The organism is Microbacterium sp. nov. GSS16 (genome assembly GCF_028198145.1).
Classification (GTDB): Bacteria; Actinomycetota; Actinomycetes; order Actinomycetales; family Microbacteriaceae; genus Microbacterium.
This window is the reverse complement of sequence record NZ_CP116338.1, coordinates 134,516-155,315: the sequence shown is the minus strand read 5'-3', so window position 1 is coordinate 155,315 and position 20,800 is coordinate 134,516. Positions and strand designations below refer to the sequence as shown.

The 20,800-nt window shown below is 70.1% G+C and carries 14 protein-coding genes; 7 read left to right on the top strand and 7 right to left on the bottom strand.

Translation table 11 applies throughout. The features are described 5' to 3' along the window. The first annotated feature begins 3 nt into the window (after positions 1-3). Together PGB26_RS00695 and PGB26_RS00690 are read left to right on the top strand one after the other, a co-directional pair. A complete protein-coding gene (locus PGB26_RS00695; RefSeq protein ID WP_271638395.1) occupies positions 4-1,872 on the top strand; it encodes a dynamin family protein in 1,869 nt (622 codons plus the stop codon). Beyond that, positions 1,872-3,503, top strand: coding sequence for a dynamin family protein (locus PGB26_RS00690; protein WP_271638394.1), 1,632 nt, complete (start codon positions 1,872-1,874; stop codon positions 3,501-3,503). The genes PGB26_RS00695 and PGB26_RS00690 overlap by 1 nt, the downstream gene beginning before the upstream one ends. A gap of 463 nt (positions 3,504-3,966) precedes the next feature. On the opposite strand, the gene PGB26_RS00685 is transcribed toward PGB26_RS00690, so the two are convergent. The 3 genes from PGB26_RS00685 to PGB26_RS00675 all read right to left on the bottom strand — a co-directional run bounded on the left by PGB26_RS00685 (position 3,967) and on the right by PGB26_RS00675 (position 9,401). Beyond that, the gene (locus tag PGB26_RS00685; protein ID WP_271638393.1) at positions 3,967-4,815 is read right to left on the bottom strand and encodes an IniB N-terminal domain-containing protein; all 849 of its coding nucleotides are present in this window, start codon (positions 4,813-4,815) and stop codon (positions 3,967-3,969) included. Between the two features lie 147 nt (positions 4,816-4,962). Continuing rightward, entirely contained in the window at positions 4,963-7,506 is a 2,544-nt protein-coding gene (locus tag PGB26_RS00680) for a LuxR C-terminal-related transcriptional regulator (protein WP_271638392.1), read from the bottom strand. Between the two features lie 20 nt (positions 7,507-7,526). Further along, on the bottom strand, positions 7,527-9,401 hold the full coding sequence (locus tag PGB26_RS00675; protein WP_271638391.1) for an Hsp70 family protein: 1,875 nt from the start codon (positions 9,399-9,401) through the stop codon (positions 7,527-7,529). A 161-nt stretch (positions 9,402-9,562) separates the two neighbouring features. Here PGB26_RS00675 and rarD point away from each other — a divergent pair, with 161 nt between their 5' ends. Both rarD and PGB26_RS00665 read left to right on the top strand, forming a co-directional pair. Next, positions 9,563-10,510, top strand: a complete 948-nt coding sequence (gene rarD, locus PGB26_RS00670) for an EamA family transporter RarD (RefSeq protein ID WP_271638390.1) — start codon at positions 9,563-9,565, stop codon at positions 10,508-10,510. 119 nt (positions 10,511-10,629) lie between these two features. Then, positions 10,630-11,892: an ABC transporter substrate-binding protein gene (locus tag PGB26_RS00665; RefSeq protein ID WP_271638389.1), complete on the top strand. Its 1,263-nt coding sequence runs from the start codon at positions 10,630-10,632 to the stop codon at positions 11,890-11,892. Positions 11,893-12,021: 129 nt separating this feature from the next. Here the strand turns inward: PGB26_RS00665 and PGB26_RS00660 are convergent, their stop codons facing one another. Genes PGB26_RS00660 through PGB26_RS00645 form a run of 4 tightly spaced genes read right to left on the bottom strand, consistent with a single transcriptional unit; the run spans position 12,022 to position 16,087 of the window. Beyond that, positions 12,022-12,756 carry an ABC transporter ATP-binding protein gene (locus PGB26_RS00660; protein ID WP_271638388.1) on the bottom strand — a complete coding sequence of 245 codons (735 nt, stop codon included), beginning with the start codon at positions 12,754-12,756 and terminating at the stop codon, positions 12,022-12,024. Continuing rightward, the gene (locus tag PGB26_RS00655) at positions 12,756-13,718 is read right to left on the bottom strand and encodes an ABC transporter ATP-binding protein (RefSeq protein ID WP_271639703.1); all 963 of its coding nucleotides are present in this window, start codon (positions 13,716-13,718) and stop codon (positions 12,756-12,758) included. The genes PGB26_RS00660 and PGB26_RS00655 overlap by 1 nt, the downstream gene beginning before the upstream one ends. Before the next feature lie 40 nt (positions 13,719-13,758). Next, positions 13,759-14,736, bottom strand: a complete 978-nt coding sequence (locus PGB26_RS00650; protein WP_271638387.1) for a branched-chain amino acid ABC transporter permease — start codon at positions 14,734-14,736, stop codon at positions 13,759-13,761. Between the two features lies 1 nt (position 14,737). Further along, positions 14,738-16,087, bottom strand: coding sequence for a branched-chain amino acid ABC transporter permease (locus PGB26_RS00645; RefSeq protein ID WP_271638386.1), 1,350 nt, complete (start codon positions 16,085-16,087; stop codon positions 14,738-14,740). 272 nt (positions 16,088-16,359) lie between these two features. Between PGB26_RS00645 and guaB the strand changes: the two genes are divergently transcribed. The 3 genes from guaB to PGB26_RS00630 all read left to right on the top strand — a co-directional run bounded on the left by guaB (position 16,360) and on the right by PGB26_RS00630 (position 20,792). Continuing rightward, complete coding sequence (gene guaB, locus PGB26_RS00640) at positions 16,360-17,862, top strand: IMP dehydrogenase (protein WP_271638385.1); 1,503 nt, start codon at positions 16,360-16,362, stop codon at positions 17,860-17,862. Between the two features lie 135 nt (positions 17,863-17,997). After that, positions 17,998-19,350, top strand: coding sequence for an MFS transporter (locus PGB26_RS00635; protein WP_271638384.1), 1,353 nt, complete (start codon positions 17,998-18,000; stop codon positions 19,348-19,350). Beyond that, positions 19,347-20,792, top strand: a complete 1,446-nt coding sequence (locus tag PGB26_RS00630; RefSeq protein ID WP_333909429.1) for a pyridoxal phosphate-dependent decarboxylase family protein — start codon at positions 19,347-19,349, stop codon at positions 20,790-20,792. The genes PGB26_RS00635 and PGB26_RS00630 overlap by 4 nt, the downstream gene beginning before the upstream one ends. The last annotated feature ends 8 nt before the right edge of the window (positions 20,793-20,800 follow it).

Sequence of the window (20,800 nt, the reverse complement as noted above, 5' to 3'; positions counted from 1 at the left end):
CACGTGCCGGGAGAGCATGCAGCTGGGGAAGCGAAGATCGTCGACGTCATCCACGACGTCGGCGATCTCGCCGCGTCTTCGGGGAGGAACGACCTCGCCGCTCGACTGGCCAGCACCAAGCAGCGGCTGGACGACCCGGCGGTACGCGTCATCGTGGTCGGCGAGTTCAAGCAGGGCAAGAGCAAGCTGATCAACGCGCTCGTCAATGCTCCGGCCTGTCCGGTCGACGACGACGTCGCCACCAGCGTTCCGACCACGGTCGGCTACGCCGAGCAGCCGTCGGCGTGGGTGATCGAGCGACCCGCCGGCGGGGCGGGTGAGCCGCAGCGCCGCCGGATACCCCTCGAAGACCTGGCACAGTACGTCTCCGAGCGCGGCAATCCCGCGAACGAACGCGGCATCCTCTCCGCCGAGGTGCTGCTGCCCCGCGAGATCCTGCGCGGGGGCCTCACGCTCGTCGACTCGCCGGGTGTGGGCGGTCTCGAATCGTCGAACTCGCTGGCCACCCTCGCCGCGCTCTCGTCGGCGCACGCAGTGCTGCTCGTGTCGGACGCCTCTCAGGAGTACACCGAGCCCGAGGTGCAGTTCCTCCGGCACGCCATGCGCATCTCGCCGAACGTCGCCGCGGTCCTGGCCAAGACCGACCTGTACCCGGAATGGCGACGCATCGAGGAGATCGACCGCGCGCACCTCAGCGGCGATCAGGACATTCCGATCTTCTCGGTCTCGAGCGATCTGCGGCTGCTGGCCGCCGAACTGCAGGACCGCACCATGAACGACGAGTCGGGCTTTCCCGCTCTCGTCGCGCATCTGCGTCGGGAGGTGCTCGGCCGCGCCGAGACCATCCACACGCGCGGCGCCGTGCACGACCTCATCTCGGTCGTCGAGCAGCTGGAGATGTCGCTGCGCGCCGAGCTGAACGCCCTGCTGAACCCCGAGGACACGCCCCGCATGATCGCCGAGCTCGAGGCGGCGAAGGCGAAGGCGGACGACTTCCGCGGGCGCTCCGCGCGCTGGCAGGTGCTGCTGACCGACGGCATCGCCGACCTCGTGGCCGACATGGAGCACGACGTGCGGGATCGACTTCGCAAGGTGCAGCGAGAGGCGGAGCGCGCCATCGACGAGGGCGACCCCGGCCCGATCTGGGACCAGATCCGCGAGTGGCTGGATCAGCGCGTCACCGCCGCGGTGTCGGAGACCTTCGTGTGGACCGACGAGCGCTCCCGGTGGCTCTCGGAGGAGGTCGCCGAGCTGTTCAGCCAGGACCAGGCCGACATCCCGGTCAGCGATGTGTCCGACATCCGCGGCGTCCTCGACCCGGTCGAAGACATCGCCGGCCTCGAAGCTGGCCAGCTCAGCGCGGGGGAGAAGATCTACATCGGGGTGCGCGGCTCGTACGGCGGCGTCCTGATGGTCGGCCTGGTGACCGGGCTCGTCGGCATGGCCCTGATCAACCCCCTCTCGCTTCTCGCGGGCGTGCTCGTGGGCCGTCGGGCGTACCGGGAGGACATGGGCAACAGGCTGAGTCGTCGCCAGCAGGAGGCCAAGATCATCGTCAGGCGCTACGTCGACGAGGTCACGTTCCAGGTGGGCAAGCAGCTCAAAGACCGTCTGCGCCTCGTGCAGCGCACCGCGCGAGATCACTTCGGCGCGCTCGCGGAAGAGCTGCACAGCTCTTTGTCGGATGCCCTGCAGCGAGCCCGTCAGGCGGCATCCGGCTTCACGTCCAGTCGAGACCAGCGTGTCATGCTGCTCAAGAAGCGTCTGGCGGAGCTCGAGCGGGTACGCCGGAGCATCCCCGCCCTCCCGCCGGCTCCGGCGGCGATCGGTCAGCCGCAGCGCGCCGCCGTCGGCGAGAGGGCGCGAGACTGATGCCCGCCGACGTCATCGCCGACACCGAGCAGCTGCTGCGCACCGCGCGGTCGGTGTACGCCGGCGACCGCGACGCGACCGCACTGGTCGACGACCTCGAGGTGCGGCTGCACGAGCCGCTGCGCCTGGCCATCGCGGGGATGGTGAAAGCGGGCAAGTCCACGCTGCTCAATGCGCTGCTGGGCGAGCGCATCGCCGCGACGGACACGGCCGAATGCACCCGGGTCGTCACCTGGTACCGCCACTCGCCCACGCCCAGACTCACCATGCACCTGCGCGACGGGACGGTCGCCCGGATGCCCGTTCGCCGCGAGCGCGGCCTGCTCGCCTTCGATCTGGGCGGGCGCGCCGCCGAAGACATCGAGTGGATCGACGTGGGCTGGCCGCTCGAGGGACTCACCTCCCTCATCCTCATCGACACGCCGGGCATCGCCTCCCTCTCCACCGAGACATCGGCCCGCACCGCGCGCTTCCTGACCCCGGACGACGCGCCGTCGGCGGCCGACGCCGTCGTCTACCTGATGCGCCATCTGCACGGCTCGGATGTGCGCTTTCTCGAGGCCTTCCGCGACACCGCGGCAGGGGCGGGAGCGAGCGTCTGCGCCCTGGCCGTCCTGTCGCGCTCGGACGAGGTGGGCTCCGGCCGCATCGACTCGCTGCTCTCGGCTCGACGGGTCGCACGTCGGTATGAGCGCGACGGCGCCCTCGGTGCCCTCGCCCTCGGCGTCGTGCCGGTCGCCGGCCTGCTCGCCGAAGGCGCGCGCACCCTGCGCGAGAGCGAGTTCATCGCGCTGCGAGAGCTCGCCGGCCTGGAGAGAAGAGAGCGCGAGAGCCTGCTCGTCTCGGCAGACCGCTTCGTCCGGGAGAGCGCAGCCACCGGCCTCAGCGTCGCGGTGCGCGAGGAGCTTCTCGGCAGGTTCGGCATCTTCGGGGTGCGGCTCGCCACGGCCGTCATCCGCGGCGGCGTGACGACCTCCTCCGAGCTGTCGGACGCCCTGATCCAGCAGAGCGGGCTCATCGAGCTGCAGGAGGTCGTGCAACGGCACTTCCGTCCACGCGCCGATGTGCTGAAGGCGCGCAGCGTCGTGCTGCAGCTGCAGGCGCTGGTGCGGCGGACGCCGAAGCCCGGATGCGAGGCGGTTCTGGCGGGGATAGAGCGCTTCACTGCATCCGCCCACACACTGCGCGAACTCGCGCTGCTCGCCGAGGCAAGAGCCCACGGCCTGCCGCTGCCCGCGCCGCAGGCGCGGGAGGCCGAACTCATCCTCGGCGCCGCCGGTGTCACAGCATCCGCTCGCCTGGGTCTTCCCGATGACGCATCGCCCGATGAGATCTCCCGGCGCGCGCTCGAGCAGATCGACCACTGGCGCGGGCTGGGGGCCGATCCGAGCGCGGATCGGGTCAGACGCGACGTGATCAGCGCCGTGCTGCGCAGTCTCGCCGAGATCGCGTCAGAGTCCGGCGCCGTCCGAGCCCTCCGGCCCGCGTCGCACGTCGACCCGTCGGGCCGACCAGGCGATCCCCTTGGGCAGGATGCTGCTGAGCAGGGCGAGCAGCACGAGGGCCGCCTGCCCCGCAAGAAGAGGCTGCAGTGGCTCTCCCTGGGCGCCCAGCGCCACCCACTCCGGTGAGAGCACGACGAGAAGGCCGAGCACGGCGAAGGTGAGCAGCTGCCACCAGCGCATGTGAGGGCGCCGGCCCATGAACGACACCAGCAGCGTGATCTGCACGAGCAGCACGGCGATCAGCGCGCCGAACACCACCCAGAACACGATGTCCGCTGCGGTCTCGTACGTCTGCTCGCTGCGACCGGCTGTCACGGTCTTCGCCGACTCGGTGATCAGCGGCAGCAGATCCTTGCGGATCACGAAGAGGTACACGGCCGTGAAGCCTCCGAGGGCGAAGCTGGCGATCCACAGGAACTGACTGAACCGGATCGAGAACGGCGGAGTGGCCTTCACCATCACCGGCGCCGCGTTGGGATTCGTCAGCGGGGGACGCGCCGGCAGCTCGCGGGAGCGGTACGGTGCGAACGCCCCCGCTGCGGCATCCCGTGGACGGGGTGCCGCAGCGGGATCCGAGCGCCGCGCCGCCTCAGTCATCCTCGACCGGAATCTCGACAGGCTGGTCGTCGATCGCGGCGCTCGCCGCGTCGGACTCGTACGTGTCCGTTCCGCCCGCGGTCATGTCGCCCTCCAGCAGATCGGCCGGTTCGGGGACGTCGGCGGGAGCCGGCGCCGGCTGCGCGGCGACCGGTGCCGGCTGGCCACCGGTCTGCGCTGCCGTGTCGACGGCCGCGCCCGCAGCCGCGGTCGCAGCGTCAGCAACGTCGGCGGCGTCGTCGTCGGGCTGTGCAGCATCCGGGGCCTCGCCGGATGCACCGGCGTCGTCGCCCGCGGGCACGTCGTCGGGCGTCTCGCCTTGCGTGCCGGTCTGATTGAAGCTTCCGTCGTTCGTCTCGTTCCCGATCGACACATCGCCCATGGTCACGTCGACGTCCGAGTCGACCACGGTCGCGTCGCCGCCTGCGGCGACGGCGTTGTCGCCGGAGGCGATTACGGCATCCTGATCGAACACCTGGGTGACGTCACCGCCCTCCGTCCAGATGTTCTGATTGACCGACTGGTCGAGGATGGTCGAGCGCGCGTCGATGTTGGTCGTGTACTGCTGGATCATCCGCACGATCTCGCGCACGGCGACGTCGCCGGAGTGCTCGGCGGGCGACGGCGGGGGCGGCGGGCTCGTCTGATTGATGACGTGCGGGTGATCGATGATGACCGGCCTGACCGCGGCGACGTCCGCCATGCACACGTCTTCCAGCCCGTTCCGCGCCAGCGCGGCTTCGGGTGAGGCCACGAAGCCCTCGGCGGCGTCGGGATCGCGCAGCAGGCTCAGGATGAAGGCGACGAGCGCATCCGCGATGGTCTCCACTGGCGATGTCATCTGCAGCCCCCTTCGGCTTCAGTCGGATCAGCGTCACCGCGCCCGACTACCAGGACCCCGAGCAGTCGGGAACGAACGATGAATGGCATGCTATGCGGGGCTGAACCCGCACGGCATCGGGGGTTTGCCCGATACCCGGATAGGGGTTCACGGGGGTTCGGTCGTGTGCCCCGCCCGAGCGTCGTTCTCACCGAGCAGGACGCGCAGCCGCGCGAGCATCTCCGAGCGCGAGGTGGCGCCGAGCCGTCGGCGGATGTGGGCGATGTGGTGCTCGGCGGTGCGCGGCGAGATGAAGATCGACTCGCCGATCTCGGCGTAGGTCTTGCCCTGGAGCACGAGCCGCGCGACCTCGATCTCCCGGTCGCTGAGCACCTCCTCGGCCGCGGTGCGATCGATGGCCTCCGCGTCGCCGCCGGCGGTCGGCTCGGGGCGTCTCGTGCCGTCGGTGGGATGCAGTTCGCGCGCGCATGCCAGCAGCTGGGCGGCCATTCTGCGGTCGGGCGTGCGGGCGGCGCCATGACCCGCGAGGCGCGCCGCGTCCCACATCAGACCGACCGCGGCCAGCCCCTCGGCGGCGGCCACCACCGCATCCGCCGCCACCGAGCCTGCGAGAACATCCGTCCAGACGCGGCCAGCCTTGGCCATCCCCGCCGCTACGCGACTGTGCGGCGCGGCGGCGACGAGCGCCTTCGCATGCGGCGTCAGCCGATCGGGTCGGCTGAGCAGGATGCCCTGCTGGATGACCGCCCAGTGCAGGTGCGCGGTCCACAGCGGCGGACTGCCCAGCGCTTCGACCATCTGCAGCGCCGCGCGCACCTGCGGCTCGACGCGATCCGCGTCACCGGCTCTGGTGCCGGCGGTGATCAGCTCCGCGACCGGATGCAGCATGTACAGGTCGATGTCGGCGCGAAGCAGCACCGCTCTCGCCCGCTGCCAGGCGGCATCCAGCCCGGACGCGTCCTCGTACCTGCGGGCGATGGCGACGCGAACCGCTTGGAGCAGCAGCGCATCGCGGGTCGAGAGGCGGGCGATGCCGGTCGTCTCGACACGCCGCAGCAGCTCTCGCGCCTCGGCCGGATGCGCGCGCTGCACGGCGACCCAGGCGCTCCACAGCAGCAGGCGCGTCTGCGCCCACGGGCCCCCGTGGCCGCCCTCGAGGGCCTCATCGAGCACCGACTGCGCCGTGACCAGACGGCCGAGGTTCAGCGCGACGACAGCAGCGACCACCGCGGGCAGCTCGCACAGCGCATCGCTGCGCCCGGTTCTGGTGTACATCTCGGCTGAGCGCACCAGATCTGCAAGCGACGACTCCATGGCGTCCGGAGCTGTCGTGGCACGCAGGCCGCGGCGCAGCATCGTCGCCGAGACGGCGATGGCTGTCGGCAGCGGGGCCGGCGTCGAGGAGGAGGACGGATCCGCTTCGCCGACGCCCAGGGCGGCGACCGCCGCATTCGCCAGCGTCACCTGATCTGCGGGCGGGATCGCCTGATGCACCCGGTGAGCTTCGCGCATCATCGCCCGCGCCGACCACGTCGCCGCGGCGACCGCGCTGACCTCGGCCGGTACGTCGTCCGCAGCGCAGGCGATCGCGTCCTCCACGGCGGCCGACGCCTCGTCGAGGTCGCCGTTCGACCAGGCGGCCGCGGCGCGCCGCGCAGCCAGAGGGAGCTCCGGAGCACCGCACCGCAGCGCGGCGGTGTACAGCGCGGAGGCCCGGCGAGGATCCGTCCGCAGCATCCGGTCCGCGGTCGAGACGAGGGCGTCCGCCACTCGCGCGTCGCGCAGGGCGGGCAGCCCGTCGGGGTCTCGAAGGGATTCCGGGTGACGGATGCACAGGTCGATCAGTCGCCGCGTCGGCATTGCCCGGCGCACGGCGGTGCGCACGATGGGGGCGGCTTCGCCGCTGCGCACCAGCAGGCCGTGCGCGTATCCCCGCAGGGCCCAGTCGTCCGGCTCGCCGTCGGCGGAGTGCACGGTGCCGGGGGCGGCGATGCACACCTCCTCGATCCGCTCGCGCAGCCGCTCGTCGATCGTGTCGAGGCGATGGATGATCAGTTCCGCGACCGAGTCGTCGAGGCTCTCGTGGTTGCGATCGTGAGCGCAGTCGCGGGAGTCGTGGTGCTGCACAGCGGCGGCCGCGAGCCAGGCCACGCCGCGCGTCGTCTGCACGATGTGCTCGATGCAGGTCTCGGGCAGGCGCCGGCCCCGCGCGTCGAGATGATCGATGATGTCGGCTCGGGTGACATGCCCGAGCACGATCGCCGGCGCATGCTGCTCGAGTCGTGCGGTGATCGCGCGAAGTGCGGGTCGCGCGGGCCACGGACGCTGCGCGATGATGAGCGAGGCCTCCGGATCCCGCGCGCGTTCGCCGAGATGCTGCAGCTGCGCGTCGGAGAGCAGGTGGGCGTCGTCGACGAGAAGGATCTGCTGCGCCGGCGCATCGGCGACCGTCGTCGGGTCGTCGTGCAGCATCCGCGCGTCTCGGGACTGCGACCTGAACAGCTCGTACAGCCGCTGCAGGCCACTCGATTTGCCTGCACCCGCTGTGCCGACCAGCACGACGCGCGGGGCGGTCTGGCCGATCGCACCGCGGACCGCCCCCATCTGGCGCTCCCAGCTGATGGGCGAGACGACCGGATCCGCATCGTCGAGCATGGCGATGGGCCGGGACATGGCAGCGGGCGGGGTCATGATCGGATGCCGGTTTCGGTTCAGAGGACCGCGTTCTCGGCTGAGGGATCGGATGCTGTCTGCGCCGGCTGCACGGGTGACTCAGCGGGCGCGGGGCCGGCACTCGTGTCTGCGGCTGCTGTCGCGACGGGCGCGGCGGCGGGCTCGGGTGCGGCCGGCTCGGGTGCGGGTTCAGTCCCGCTTCCCGGGGCGGGTTCGAGGGCGGGGTCCGGCGCGGGTTCCGGTGCCGGCTCCGGTGTCGGGTCGGATGTCGGCTCGGGGTCCGGTGCTGGGTCCGGCTGCGGCGCCGGCTCGGGCGCCGGGTCCGGTGCGGGAGCCGGTTCGTCGGGCTGAGTGGCCGGCGTGCCGGACGACGGCGGAGGCACAGCCGTTCCGCCGCGCGGTGCCGACGGGGTGCTCGACGAGACCGGACGGGTCGAACCGCTGGCGTAGTCGGTCGTCGGCGGCTCGACGGTGCGTCCGCCGCTGCGTGGCGACGGCGCTGCCTCCTCGTCCCGGGATTCGCCGTGCGAGGAGTCGTCCGGCTCTGCCGGCGTGCCCGCGCCGTCTCGAACACCCGACTCGGCGGCGGCTCCCGCGGCGGCTGCGACGGAGTATCCGGACGCGGGTCGCTGCACCGACGGCGATCCGCTGCCCGCCGGCTCGTCGGAGGAGGCTCCCTGGGCTCGGTCCGAGCCGCTGCCGAGCGGGGTCGTCGCGGCGAAGACCATGCCGGCGGCGACGATCACGGCGCCGGCGGCCAGGGTCGCAGCCGCACCGTACGGGATGCGCACGCGCACCGGGCGGCGTCTGACCGTCTGCGGCACCGGCGCCGGCTCGGGCACGAGGGGTGCGGCGAGCTCCCGCTCGGTCTGCAGCGCGTGCCAGACGCGACTCGCGGCGGCCGACGCGGCGGCCAGCCCCGGATCGTCCGGCACGGTGAGTGGCACATCCAGCCGCGCTGACAGCATCTCCGCGACGAGCGGGATGCGGGCGCAGCCGCCGATCAGGATGACCTCGTCGAGATCCGCGACCGACAGGTGCTCGCCCTCCAGAGCCTGCTCCACCTCTTCCACGGTCCGCGCGATGGGTGCGGCTGCCAGGCTCTCGAGCTCAGACCGGGTGACGCGCACCGAGGTGCCCTGCCCGCCGAACGAGACCGGCACCGAGACGTCGGAGCTGTGCGACAGTCTCTCCTTCGCGGCGACCACGGCGTGACGGGCCGCGAGCATCTCGGGGCGCGTGCCGTCGACCACGGCGGATGCCGGAAGCATCGAGAGAATGTGCTGCAGCAGGGCGGAATCGATGTCGACCCCGCCGATGTCGCTCACCCGCGGCGCGCCGAGCATTCGACCGCCGCGCAGCAGCGAGGCCTCGAACGACGTGCCGCCGAGGTCGTACACGCAGACGGTGTGCGACCTGGAGTCGGCGCTCGCGTGCTGCTGCACCACCACGGGGGCTGCAGGCACGAGCGTCGCGTCTAGGTCGAGTTCGCGCAGGCACCCGCGCACGGCATCGGCTCGGTGGCCGCACCACGACGTCGGGTGCACCAGGACGATGCTCGCGGGACGCGCGCCCTGCTGTGCCGCCACGGTGCCGACGATCCACAGCACCATCCGGGCGAGAAGCTCTTCGGATCCGATGGCGAAGCCACCCACCACGATCGGCACCGCATCGCCGATGCCGCGGGTGAACCCGTGCACGGCGCGCTCAGACCGCTCGCGTTCACGCTTTTCGGCCTCTGCGCCGAAGACCGCATCACCGTCCGCGGTGATGAAGGCGAGCAGGGGTATGTCGACCCGCTCGCCTCCCACAGCGAAGGGTGCCACCTGCAATTCGTCGTGCGCAGCGCCGCCGGCGATGACCGTTCTCACTCCGGTCGTGCCCACGTCGAGCGCGAGTACGTACTCGCCCATCAGATCCGCCGATTTCCCCAGTATCCATCCTTGGATGCCGCTCACCATACGCCGATCCTCGACCGAGGGGAAGGGCGATCTACTCGGATGGGCGGATCCCGCCCGCGCGCAGCGGAGCGCCGGATCGCGTCGTCGGCGTCGACGCGGAATAGGGTTCTCAGGTGACCTCCGATTTCCCCGCCCGCACTGCCGCTCTCGCGAACGCGGCACGCGGCGGGATCGCCTACACGGTCGGCGCCTATCTGCTCTGGGGAGCCCTCCCGCTGTACTTCCTGGCGCTGGTGCCGACCGGTCCGTGGGAGGTCGTGGCTTGGCGGGTGCTGCTCTCGTTCGTGTTCTGCTGCATCCTGCTCACGGTCATGCGCGGATGGCCGGCCCTCATCGCCGTCGTGCGTCAGCCGCCACTGCTGTGGTGGACAGCACTGGCCGGGGTGCTCATCTACGTCAACTGGCAGACATTCCTCATCGGCACGCTCACGGGCCACGTCATCGAGACCAGTCTCGGCTACTTCATCAACCCGATCTTCACGGTGCTGCTGGGCGTCTTCGTGCTGCGCGAGCGGGTGCGTCCGCTGCAGTGGATCGCGATCGGCGTGGCCGCGCTCGCCGTGATCGTTATCGTCGTCGCGTACGGGTCGTTCCCGTGGATCGCGCTGACGCTCACCGCCTCATTCGGCATCTACGGGCTCGTGAAGAAGCAGATCGGCGCGGCGGTGAATGCCACGAGCGGGCTCACGCTCGAATCGTTCTGGCTCATCCCGATCGCCGTCGTGACGCTCGTCATCGTCGGCCAGACCGACGGCATCACCTTCGGTCAGGTCTCACCGCTGCACACCCTGCTCGTCGCCGGCGCCGGCATCGCCACCGCAGTGCCGCTGCTGCTGTTCGCCGCCGGCACGCGGCGGATCGACCTGAGCCTGGTCGGGATGCTGCAGTTCATCACCCCGATCATGCAGTTCGTCGTCGGCTGGGCGCTGCTGGGCGAGCCCATGCCGCTCGAGCGATGGATCGGCTTCATCATCGTGTGGATCGCGATCGCCGTGTTCGTCGCCGACCTGCTGCTGCACGGTCGTCGCACACGCGCGGTGGCAGTCGCTGACCCCGTCTGAGCGGGGTCCGCCACGCCCGGGACGATCGTTAGGCGACCGAGACAGAACGCGCGCATGCGAACCAATAGGGTGAGATCACCCGAAGTGGAAATCCACGTTCAGTTACGCAAGGGAGCAACATGAACGCAATGAAGGGCTCGCGTCCCGCGAGGATCTTCGCGGCGGCCGCGATGGTCAGCGCCTCCGCACTCATCATCGCCGGCTGCAGCAGCACGCCCTCGGACAACTCCTCCGACGACGGTGGCAAGAAGCCGTCCGCCGACCTCACCCTGAAGCTCGGATCCCTGCTGCCGCAGACCGGCTCGCTCGCCTTCCTCGGCCCGCCGATGTCGTCCGGCGTGGGCCTGGCGGTCAAGGAGATCAACGAGGCGAACGCCGGCATCAAGGTCGAGCTCACCGCCGAAGACGAGGGCGACACCGACACCAAGGCGTACGAGACCTCGATCACCAAGCTGCAGGGAGCGGGCGTCACCGCGATGGTCGGTGCCGCGGCATCCGGTGTCTCGCGACTGATCCTCGACGGCAACGTCAACGCGGGCATCCTGCAGATCTCGGCGTCGAACACCGGCCCCGACTTCACCGACTGGGACGACAACGGACTCTACTTCCGCACCGCGCCCAGCGACCTGCTGCAGGGCGAGGTGCTCGGCAACCTCATCGCCGAGGACAACCGCAAGACGCTCGGCATCATTTACCAGAACGACGCCTACGGCACCGGTCTCGACGCTGCCATCAAGGAGACGTTCGAGAACGCCGGCGGCAAGGTCGTCGCCGAGGCCTCGTACAACGTCGGCGACGCGCAGTTCGACGCTCAGGTCGAGACGATCAAGGCGCAGAACCCCGACGCCGTGGCGATCGTGTCGTTCGACCAGTTCAAGACGATCGGTCCGCTGCTGGTGAACGCCGGCATCACGGCCGACAAGTTCTACATGGTCGACGGAAACCTGTCGGACTACGGCGACGAGATGCCGGTGTCGCTCGAGGGCGCGCAGGGCACCAAGGCCGGCCCTGTACTCGAAGACGATTTCGTCGAGCGCCTGCAGACGTACTGGACGGGCGAGGGCAACCCCGAGGTGAAGGACTTCACCTACGCCGGCGAGGCCTACGACGCAGCCGTCCTGGTCGCGCTCGCGTCGCTCGCCGCGGGCTCGACCGAGGGCGCCGACATCGCCGCCAAGATGCAGGAGATCTCGGGCGGCTCGGGCGACGGTGAGAAGTGCACCTCGTTCGCGGAGTGCGCCAAGATCATCAACGACGGAGGCACCGCCGACTACGACGGCTACTCCGGTGAGGTGACCTTCGACGAGGCGGGCGACCCGCAGGGCGCCACGATCGGCATCTACAAGTACAAGGCCGACAACACCATCGAGCGCACCAACTGACATCGCTCACGAAGAAGGCCCCGGGTGCTCGCATCCGGGGCCTTCTTCACGCCCGAAGCGTCGGGCGGGCATGGATGAGGGGGTGGATGCCGGGCATCCACCCCCTCGTCGGTCGTGTCAAGCGGCGTCCTAGCCCAGGGTGCCGAGATACAGGCCGATCACCTTCGGGTCGTTCAACAGGTCGCGGCCGGTGCCCTCGTAGGCGTCGCGGCCCTGGTCGAGCACGTATCCGCGGTCGCAGATCTGCAGGCAGCGACGCGCGTTCTGCTCGACCATGATCGTCGTCACGCCGGCCTTGTTGATGTCGGAGACGCGGATGAACGCGTCGTCCTGGCGGACGGGGGAGAGGCCGGCCGAGGGCTCGTCGAGCAGCAGCACCGACGGGTCCATCATCAGCGCGCGCGACATCGCCACCATCTGGCGCTCGCCGCCCGACAGCGAGCCGGCTCGCTGGTTCAGGCGCTTGCCCAGGTCGGCGAAGATGCTGCTGACGAACTCGAGCCGCTCGGCGTAGATCTTCGGGTTCTGGTACAGGCCCATCTGCAGGTTCTCGGCGATCGTCAGCGAGGGGAAGACGTTGTTCGTCTGCGGCACGAAGGCCACTCCGCGCGCCACGAGCTTGTCGGCCTTGAAGCCGACGATGCTCTCCCCGTTGACGGTGATGTCGCCCTGACGCACGTTGACCATGCCGAAGATCGCCTTCAGCAGCGTCGATTTGCCCGCGCCGTTCGGACCGATGATGCCGATGAGCTCACCCTGGCGTGCGACGAGATTGGCGCCGTTGAGGATGTTCACCCCCGGCAGGTATCCGGCGTGCACGTCCTTCAGCTCGACGACGACGGAGGCGTCGGTTGAGGCATCCATCACTTGTCCTCCTCTTCGGCTTCCAGCTCGGCTTCGGCCTCGGTCTCGATCTTTTCCCGGATGCGGGTGGCGGCGGCGGTGTCGCCTGGCATCACCGGGATGCGGCCGGTGACCACACCCAGATCGACGTCCTGATGAGCGCCCAGGTAGGCGTCGACGACAGCGGGGTCGTCCATGACGGTCTCGGGCGGGCCCTCGGCGACGACGCGGCCCTCGGCCATGACGATCACCCAATCCGCGATGTGGCGCACCATGTGCATGTCGTGCTCGACGAAGAGCACGGTCATGCCCTGCTCCTTCAGATCGAGGATGTGATCGAGCAGCGACTGCGTCAGCGCGGGGTTGACGCCCGCCATCGGCTCGTCGAGCATGACCAGCTGCGGGTCGCTCATGAGGGCACGTGCCATCTCGAGCAGTTTGCGCTGTCCGCCCGAGAGCGAGGCCGCGAAGTCCTTCTCCTTGGCGTCGAGCTTGAAGCGGCGCAGCAGCTCGCGGGCGCGCTCCTCGATCTGAGCCTCCTGGCGGCGCCAGAGACCGGGAATCAGGCTCGCCCAGAAGCCCTCGCCCTTCTGCTTGGTGGCGCCGAGCTTCATGTTCTCGAGCACGGTCAGCAGCGACAGCGACTTCGTGAGCTGGAAGGTGCGCACCTGGCCCATCCTGGCCACCTTGAACGAGGGGATGCCAGACAGGTTCTTCCCGTCGAAGCTCCACGTGCCGCTGTTCGGCTTGTCGAAGCCGCACAGCAGGTTGAACAGGGTCGTCTTGCCCGCACCGTTCGGGCCGATCAGCGCCGTGATCGCGTTTCGGGGCACCTCCACGTGCTCGACGTTCACCGCGGTCAGCCCGCCGAAGTGCCGCTCGACGGCGTCGACGACGAGGATCGGGTCGACCTTCGCCACGCCGGGAGCCGCGGGGCCCTTCGCCAGTCCGGTCGTCTTCGGACGCCGGACGCTGCCGGTCACCGGCGCCGCATCGGCGCCGGGAACCCGCTCGGGGGTGTTCTCACTTGACAAAGGTCATCTCCCTCTTGTCTCCGAGGATGCCCTGCGGGCGGAAGATCACGAGCAGCATCAGCGCCACGCCCACGAAGATGAACACGAGGGTGGACGCCTGGCTCGACGACATCGGAAGGATGCCGGTGCGGGCCATGCTCGGCAGCAGGTTGGCGAGGAACGCGAAGACGACCCAGAAGAGGATCGCACCGAGCGTCGGGCCGAAGACGGTCGCGGCGCCGCCGAGCAGCAGGATCGTCCACAGGAAGAAGGTCAGCGACGTCGTGTAGCTGCCCGGCACGACGGCCGAGGGGAGCACGAAGACGATCCCGCCCGCGGCACCGATCACGCCGCCGACCACGAGCGCCTGCATCTTGTAGGCGAACACGTTCTTGCCGAGCGAGCGGACGGCGTCCTCGTCTTCGCGGATGCCCTTGAGCACGCGGCCCCAGGGGCTGCGCATGAGCGCCCAGACGAGCAGCACGGCAACGCCCAGCAGCACCACGCCGAACACGCGGTTCCACAGGTCGTTCGCCGTGTACGTCCACGGGCCGAACCCATACGTGCCGTCGGGGAAGGGGTTCGCGTCGCGGAACCCGCCGTTGTACTGCGCGAGCCCGTCGGCGGAGTTCGTCCACTCGTCGAACAGCTGCGTGGTGAACAGCAGCCGCACGATCTCGCCGGCGGCGATGGTGGCGATGGCGAGGTAGTCGGCGCGCAGGCGCAGAGTCGGGATGCCGAGCAGCACGGCGAACAGTGCGCCGCCCAGCAGCCCGATCAGCATGCCCACCCACCAGGGCAGGCCGAAGCTGAGCACCGAGATCGCGTACCCGTAGCCGCCGACCGCCATGAACGCCGCCATGCCGAAGTTCAGCAGACCCGCGTAGCCGAAGTGCACGGCCAGTCCGGTCGCGGCCAGCGCGTATGCGATGGTGACGGGGCTGAACAGGTAGACGGCCGTGTTGGAGAAGATGCTTCCGAAGTCCATGTCAGCCCAGCCTTTCCTTGCGTCCGAGCAGACCCTGCGGCCTGACCAGCAGGATCACGATCAGCACGACGAGAGCGCTCGCGTACTTCAGGTCCGACGGGATCCACAGCGTCGAGACCTCGACCGCGATGCCGACGATGAGTGAGCCGACCAGCGCCCCGAACGCGGTGCCGAGACCGCCGAGCGTGATCGCGGCGAAGATGAGCAGCAGCATCTGCATGCCCATGTCCCACTTCACACCCGGGCGGAAGTACGCCCACAGGATGCCCGAGATGGCCGCCAGCAGACCGGACAGGATCCACACGTAGCGGATCACCCGGTCGACGTCGATGCCCGAGGCGGCCGCGAGCTGCGGATTGTCGGAGATGGCCCTGGTCGCCTTGCCGATGCGCGTGCGGGTGAGGAACCACGCCACAGCCAGGATCACGACGATGCTCACGCTCATGGCGATGATGTCGATGTACGACAGCGAGATCGGGCCGAACTGGATCGGCGCGGGGCTCGCGCCGGGCAGCTGACGGGTGCCGCCGCCGATGAAGTACTGGAAGAGGTAGCGCAGCGCGAGCGAGAGGCCGATGCTCACGATCATGAGCTGCACCACGCCGAGGCCCCGGCGGCGCAGGGGACGCCACAGCGCGGCATCCATCCCCCAGCCCAGCAGACCGCCGGCGATCACCGCAGCGATGATGCCGACCCAGAAGGGCAGCTGCCACACGGTCGTCGTGACCAGCGCGACCAGGCCGCCCCAGGTGACCATCTCGGCGTGCGCGAAGTTCGACAGCCGGGTCGTGCCGTAGATGAGCGCCGCGCCCATCGAGGCGAGCGCGAGCAGCAGCCCGAAGTTCAGGCCGCCGACCAGTCGCGAGAGCAGCTGATCGAGAAGCGAGATCGTGATGCGCTCGCCCTCGCCGAGGAACAGGTTGACGATCTTCGTGCCCGTCAGGCCGAACTCCGCCTCGAACTCGCCGCTCGTCCCGGCGACGGGCTCCACGCCGTCGGGCAGGTTCTCCGCGTCGACGATCACACCCTCGGGAAGGGTGTCCTCGTCGACTGCGATCGTGTACTTGTCCTTCTCGGGCACGTACAGGCGCCACTTGCCCTCGGCGTCGGTCTTGGTCTTGCCCTCGAAGCCGCCGCCCTTCACCGACAGACCGACGCCCTCGATCGGCTCGTCGTCGTAGGTGATGTTCCCGGCGAAGTAGAAGTCGGTGACCTCCTGGCCGTCAGGCGTCGTCTCGGCGTGCGCGGCACCGGCCGGCGATCCGAAGACGAGGAAGGCGGCGAGCAGCGTCGCGAGCAGCGCGAGCACACCGTTCCGGGGGCGCTGAAGCGCCACAGTTCTGAGTCCCACGCATCCTCCACATCGAGTGCATCGAGCGACTTCGGGTCGTCGCTCCGCTTGGACGTCGCACTGAGCGTATCCCGTCGTCGGCGCGTATCGCACCAACCGTGTCCTGATCGGAATGTCGGGAGTGTCCGCCGCGGCGTTCTCGGCGTTCTCGGAATAACGCGGCCCCCGACGCGCTTAGAATCTATACACCGCGGGTCACGCCTCCTCCGGTCGCCGACGCCCCCGCGCATCCGCCATTCGATCGCGCCTCCGGCGCAGAGGAGCACGCTTCCATGCAGCAGCACGACCCGTTCGGTTTCGTCGGACTCACCTACGATGACGTGCTCCTGCTTCCCGGGCACACCGACGTCATCCCCAGTGAGGCCGACACCTCCTCGCGGATCACACGGCGCATCTCGGTGGCCACCCCGCTGCTCTCCAGCGCGATGGACACCGTCACCGAGGCCCGCATGGCGATCGCGATGGCCCGCGAAGGCGGCATCGGCATCCTGCACCGCAACCTCTCGATCGCCGACCAGGCATCGCAGGTCGACCGGGTCAAGCGCAGCGAGTCGGGGATGATCACTGACCCGATCACGACGACCGCCAATGCGACCGTCGAAGAGGTCGACAACCTGTGCGCCCGCTACCGCATCTCCGGCCTGCCCGTCGTCGACGACGAGGGCCATCTCGTGGGCATCGTCACCAACCGCGACATGCGGTTCGTGTCGGGCTTCGAGCGCCAGACCACTCTGGTCAAGGACGTCATGACGAGCGAGAACCTCGTCACCGCTCCGGTCGGCGTCGCCGCGGGGGAGGTCATCGCCCTGTTCGCGAAGCACCGCGTCGAGAAGCTGCCGCTCATCGACAGCGACGGCAAGCTCGCCGGGCTCATCACGATCAAGGACTTCGACAAGAGCGAGAAGTACCCGCTCGCCACCAAGGACGACCAGGGCCGGCTGCGTGTCGGCGCCGCCATCGGCTTCTTCGGCGACGCGTGGGAGCGTGCCGAGGCGCTGCGGGATGCCGGTGTCGACATCCTCGTCGTCGACACCGCGAACGGCCAGTCGCAGGGCGTCATCGAGCTCGTCAAGCGGCTCAAGGCCGACCCGACCTTCGAGCACATCGACATCGTCGGCGGCAACGTCGCGACCCGCGAGGGCGCTCAGGCTCTGGTGGATGCCGGCGTCGACGCCGTCAAGGTCGGCGTGGGCCCGGGCTCGATCTGCACCACGCGCGTGGTCGCCGGCGTCGGCGTGCCGCAGGTGACCGCGGTCTATGAGGCATCCCTCGCCGCCGGCCCCGCCGGTGTGCCGGTGATCGCCGACGGCGGTCTGCAGTACTCCGGCGACATCGCCAAGGCGCTGGTCGCCGGCGCTGACGCCGTCATGCTGGGCTCGCTGCTGGCCGGCACCGACGAGTCGCCGGGAGAGATCGTCTTCCAGTCGGGCAAGCAGTTCAAGCAGTACCGGGGCATGGGCTCGCTGGGCGCGATGCAGACCCGCGGCAAGCAGACCTCGTACTCCAAGGACCGGTACTTCCAGGCCGACGTCCCCAGCGACGACAAGCTCATCCCCGAGGGCATCGAGGGCCAGGTGCCTTACCGCGGCCCGCTTTCGGCCGTGGCGTACCAGCTGATGGGCGGTCTGCGTCAGTCGATGTTCTACGTCGGCGCGCGCACCATCGACGAGCTCAAGGCGCGCGGACGCTTCGTGCGCATCACGGCCGCGGGGCTCAAGGAGTCGCACCCGCACGACGTGCAGATCGTCGTCGAGGCGCCTAACTACAAGAAGTGAGCCGACCTCGGGTCGGCTCGGGTCGCGCGGACCGGCATCCGCTTTCCGGTCCTGCGCTCGCGTGTTCCCTGCACCGGATGACGGCGCTTCGGCGCCCGACGCGAGACGCGCAGCCCCGCCACTAGAGTGAGCCGCATGCGCTCAGCGTCGACAACGCTCACTCGCGGCCAGATCACCCGCTACGCCATCGGCTCGCTCGGCACCGGCGGCTTCGCCACGCTGCCCGGCCTCGTGCTCGTCTACTACCTGACCGACTCCCTGGGCGTGACGGCGCTCGCCGCCGGTGCGATCGTCACGGGAGCCAAGGTGTGGGACGTGCTGATCGACCCGGTGATCGGCGGGCTGAGCGACACCGCGCTCGCGCGATCGGGATCGCGGCGCGGGCTCATGCTGATCGGCTCGATCGGTCTGCCGATCGCGTTCGTGCTGACCTTCGCCGTTCCCGCGGGACTCGGCCCGGTGGCATCCGGCTTCTGGGTGCTCATCGCGTTCATGCTCGCAGCGACATGCTTCAGCCTCTTCCAGGTGCCGTACATCGCGCTGCCCGCCGAGCTGACCGACGACTACCGTGAGCGCACTCGCCTGCTCACCTGGCGCGTGGTCATGCTGACCGTGGCGATCCTGCTCTTCGGCGCGGGCGGACCCGAGATCCGCGGGATGTTCGGCGACCCGCTGCTCGGCTACCTCGTGATGGCGGCCGTGGCAGCCGTGCTGCTCGGCGCCGGGCTGTTCGTCGCCTCGACCGTCGCGCCGACCCGCCCGATGCTGCCCGTGCGACCCGGTGCGTCGATCGCGACGCACTACCGCGACGGACTCGACGCGCTGCGCGAGAGCCAGCCGTTCCGTGTGCTGCTGGGCGCGTTCATGCTGCAGGGGCTGGCGACCGGGCTCATGCTCGCCGCCGCGCAGTTCGTGGCGCGCTGGGTGCTGGGCGACGAGGGCGCGGTGACGCCGCTGTTCGTCGCGCTGATCGCTCCCGCCCTGCTGATGGCCCCGGTGTGGAAGCTCGTCGCCGACCGCATCGGCAAAGAGCGCGGCTTCCGCATCGCCAGCACGGTGTTCCTCGCCGCGACGGTGGTGCTCGGCCTGATGGTGTGGATGCCCGGATGGTGGATCCTCGCACCGGTCGCCCTCGCCGGCGCGGCGTACGCCGGCATGCAGACCCTGCCGATGGCGATGCTGCCCGACGTCATCGCGCACGACCGCACGGCGGCCGGCCATGACAATCGCTCCGGTGTGTTCAGCGGGGTGTGGACGGCCGGTGAGACGACGGGCATGGCGCTGGGTGCGACCGTGCTCTCGATCGTGCTCGCGGCGACCGGCTACATCGAGACGACGGCTGCGGTCGAGGTCGCCCAGCCGGATGCCGCGGTGACGGGGATCGCGGTGGCGTTCAGCCTGCTGCCGGCGGCGCTCATGCTGCTGAGCCTCGTCGCGCTGGCCCGGTACCGGCTGCGTGAGCGCGACATCATCGGGACATCGGCGTGAGCGACATCCTCGATCGCCTGCGTCGGATGCGCGCCGCCGACGCGCCGACGCACGGCGGACACGTGCTGTCGTACGTCTACGACTCGGGCCTCGGCGAACTGGACGAGCTGGCTGACGCCGCCGCCCGTCTCGCGCGGCCGCTGAACGGACTCGACCCGACGGTGTTCCCGTCGATCGCGGCGATGGAGCGGGATGTGATCGGCTTCACCCGCCGGATGCTGCACGGCAGGCGCTCCGTCGTCGGCACCGTCACCAGCGGAGGAACCGAGAGCTGCCTGCTTGCCGTGAAGACGGCGCGCGATCTGTGGCGGCTGTCGCACGGCGGGTCGTCCGGGCGTCCCCGGCTGGTGGCCCCGGCCACCGCGCACGCGGCGTTCATCAAGGCCGCGCAGCTGTTCGACCTCGAGTTCGACGCGGTGCCGTGCTCGCCGGACGGTGTGCTCGCGGCGTCCGATCTGATCGACCGGCTCGACGACGACGTCGCCCTCGTCGTCGTGTCGGCGCCGTCGTACCCCACCGGCACGCTCGATCCGATCGCGGAGGTCGCGGCCGCGGCATCGACTCGCGGGATCTCCTGCCATGTCGACTCCTGCTTCGGCGGGTTCGTGCTGCCGTGGTGGCCCGGCCTGCCGGCCTGGGACTTCCGCGTGCACGGGGTGACGAGCATCTCGGCCGACCTGCACAAGTACGGCTACGCGCCGAAGGGAGTGTCTGTGCTGCTGCAGCGCGGACGGCGTCGCCATCGCGCGCAGTTCTTCGCCACGACCGGGTGGGCGGGCTATCCCGTGGTGAACCCGACCCTGCTCGGCTCACGCTCGGCATCGCCGCTCGCCGCGGCGTGGGCGATCACCCAGCATCTCGGCGACGACGGGTATCGGCGGCTCACGGACTCGATCGGACGGGTAGCGCTGGCCGTCAGGGCGGCGGTCGACGGCATCCCGGGGCTGCGCGTGATCGGTGACCCGGTCGGGCCGGCGATCGCGCTCGGCTCGGACGACAGCGTGCCCGTGGCTGAGCGCGTCGACCCGCACCGCCTCGCCGACGCGATGGTGGGGCACGGATGGAAGATCCAGCCGCAGCCCGGGCTCGTGCAGCAGGATGGGGTGCGCATCGCGCACAGCGCGCACCTCACCCTGACCCCCGTGCTCGAATCGCAGGTCGAGGAGTTCGCGCGCGCGCTGGCGGAGGCGGCCGACGAGGTGCGCGGCCGGCCCGCCGCCGACCCGAAGATGATGCTGGCGGCGCTGCGAATGCTGGGTTACGGCGAGGGCGGGCGTGTTCCCGGTCCCGCCGCGGCGTGGCGGCTGCTGCGGCTCGCCGGCGCGGGATCGGTGTCGGCGGATCAGCCGATGGCCATGCTCATGGCGCTGATCGAGCGGCTGCCCCGGTCCGTGGCCGAGGCGGTGCTCACCGAGCTGCTCGCGCGCATGTCCGAGCCGTGACGCCCGCG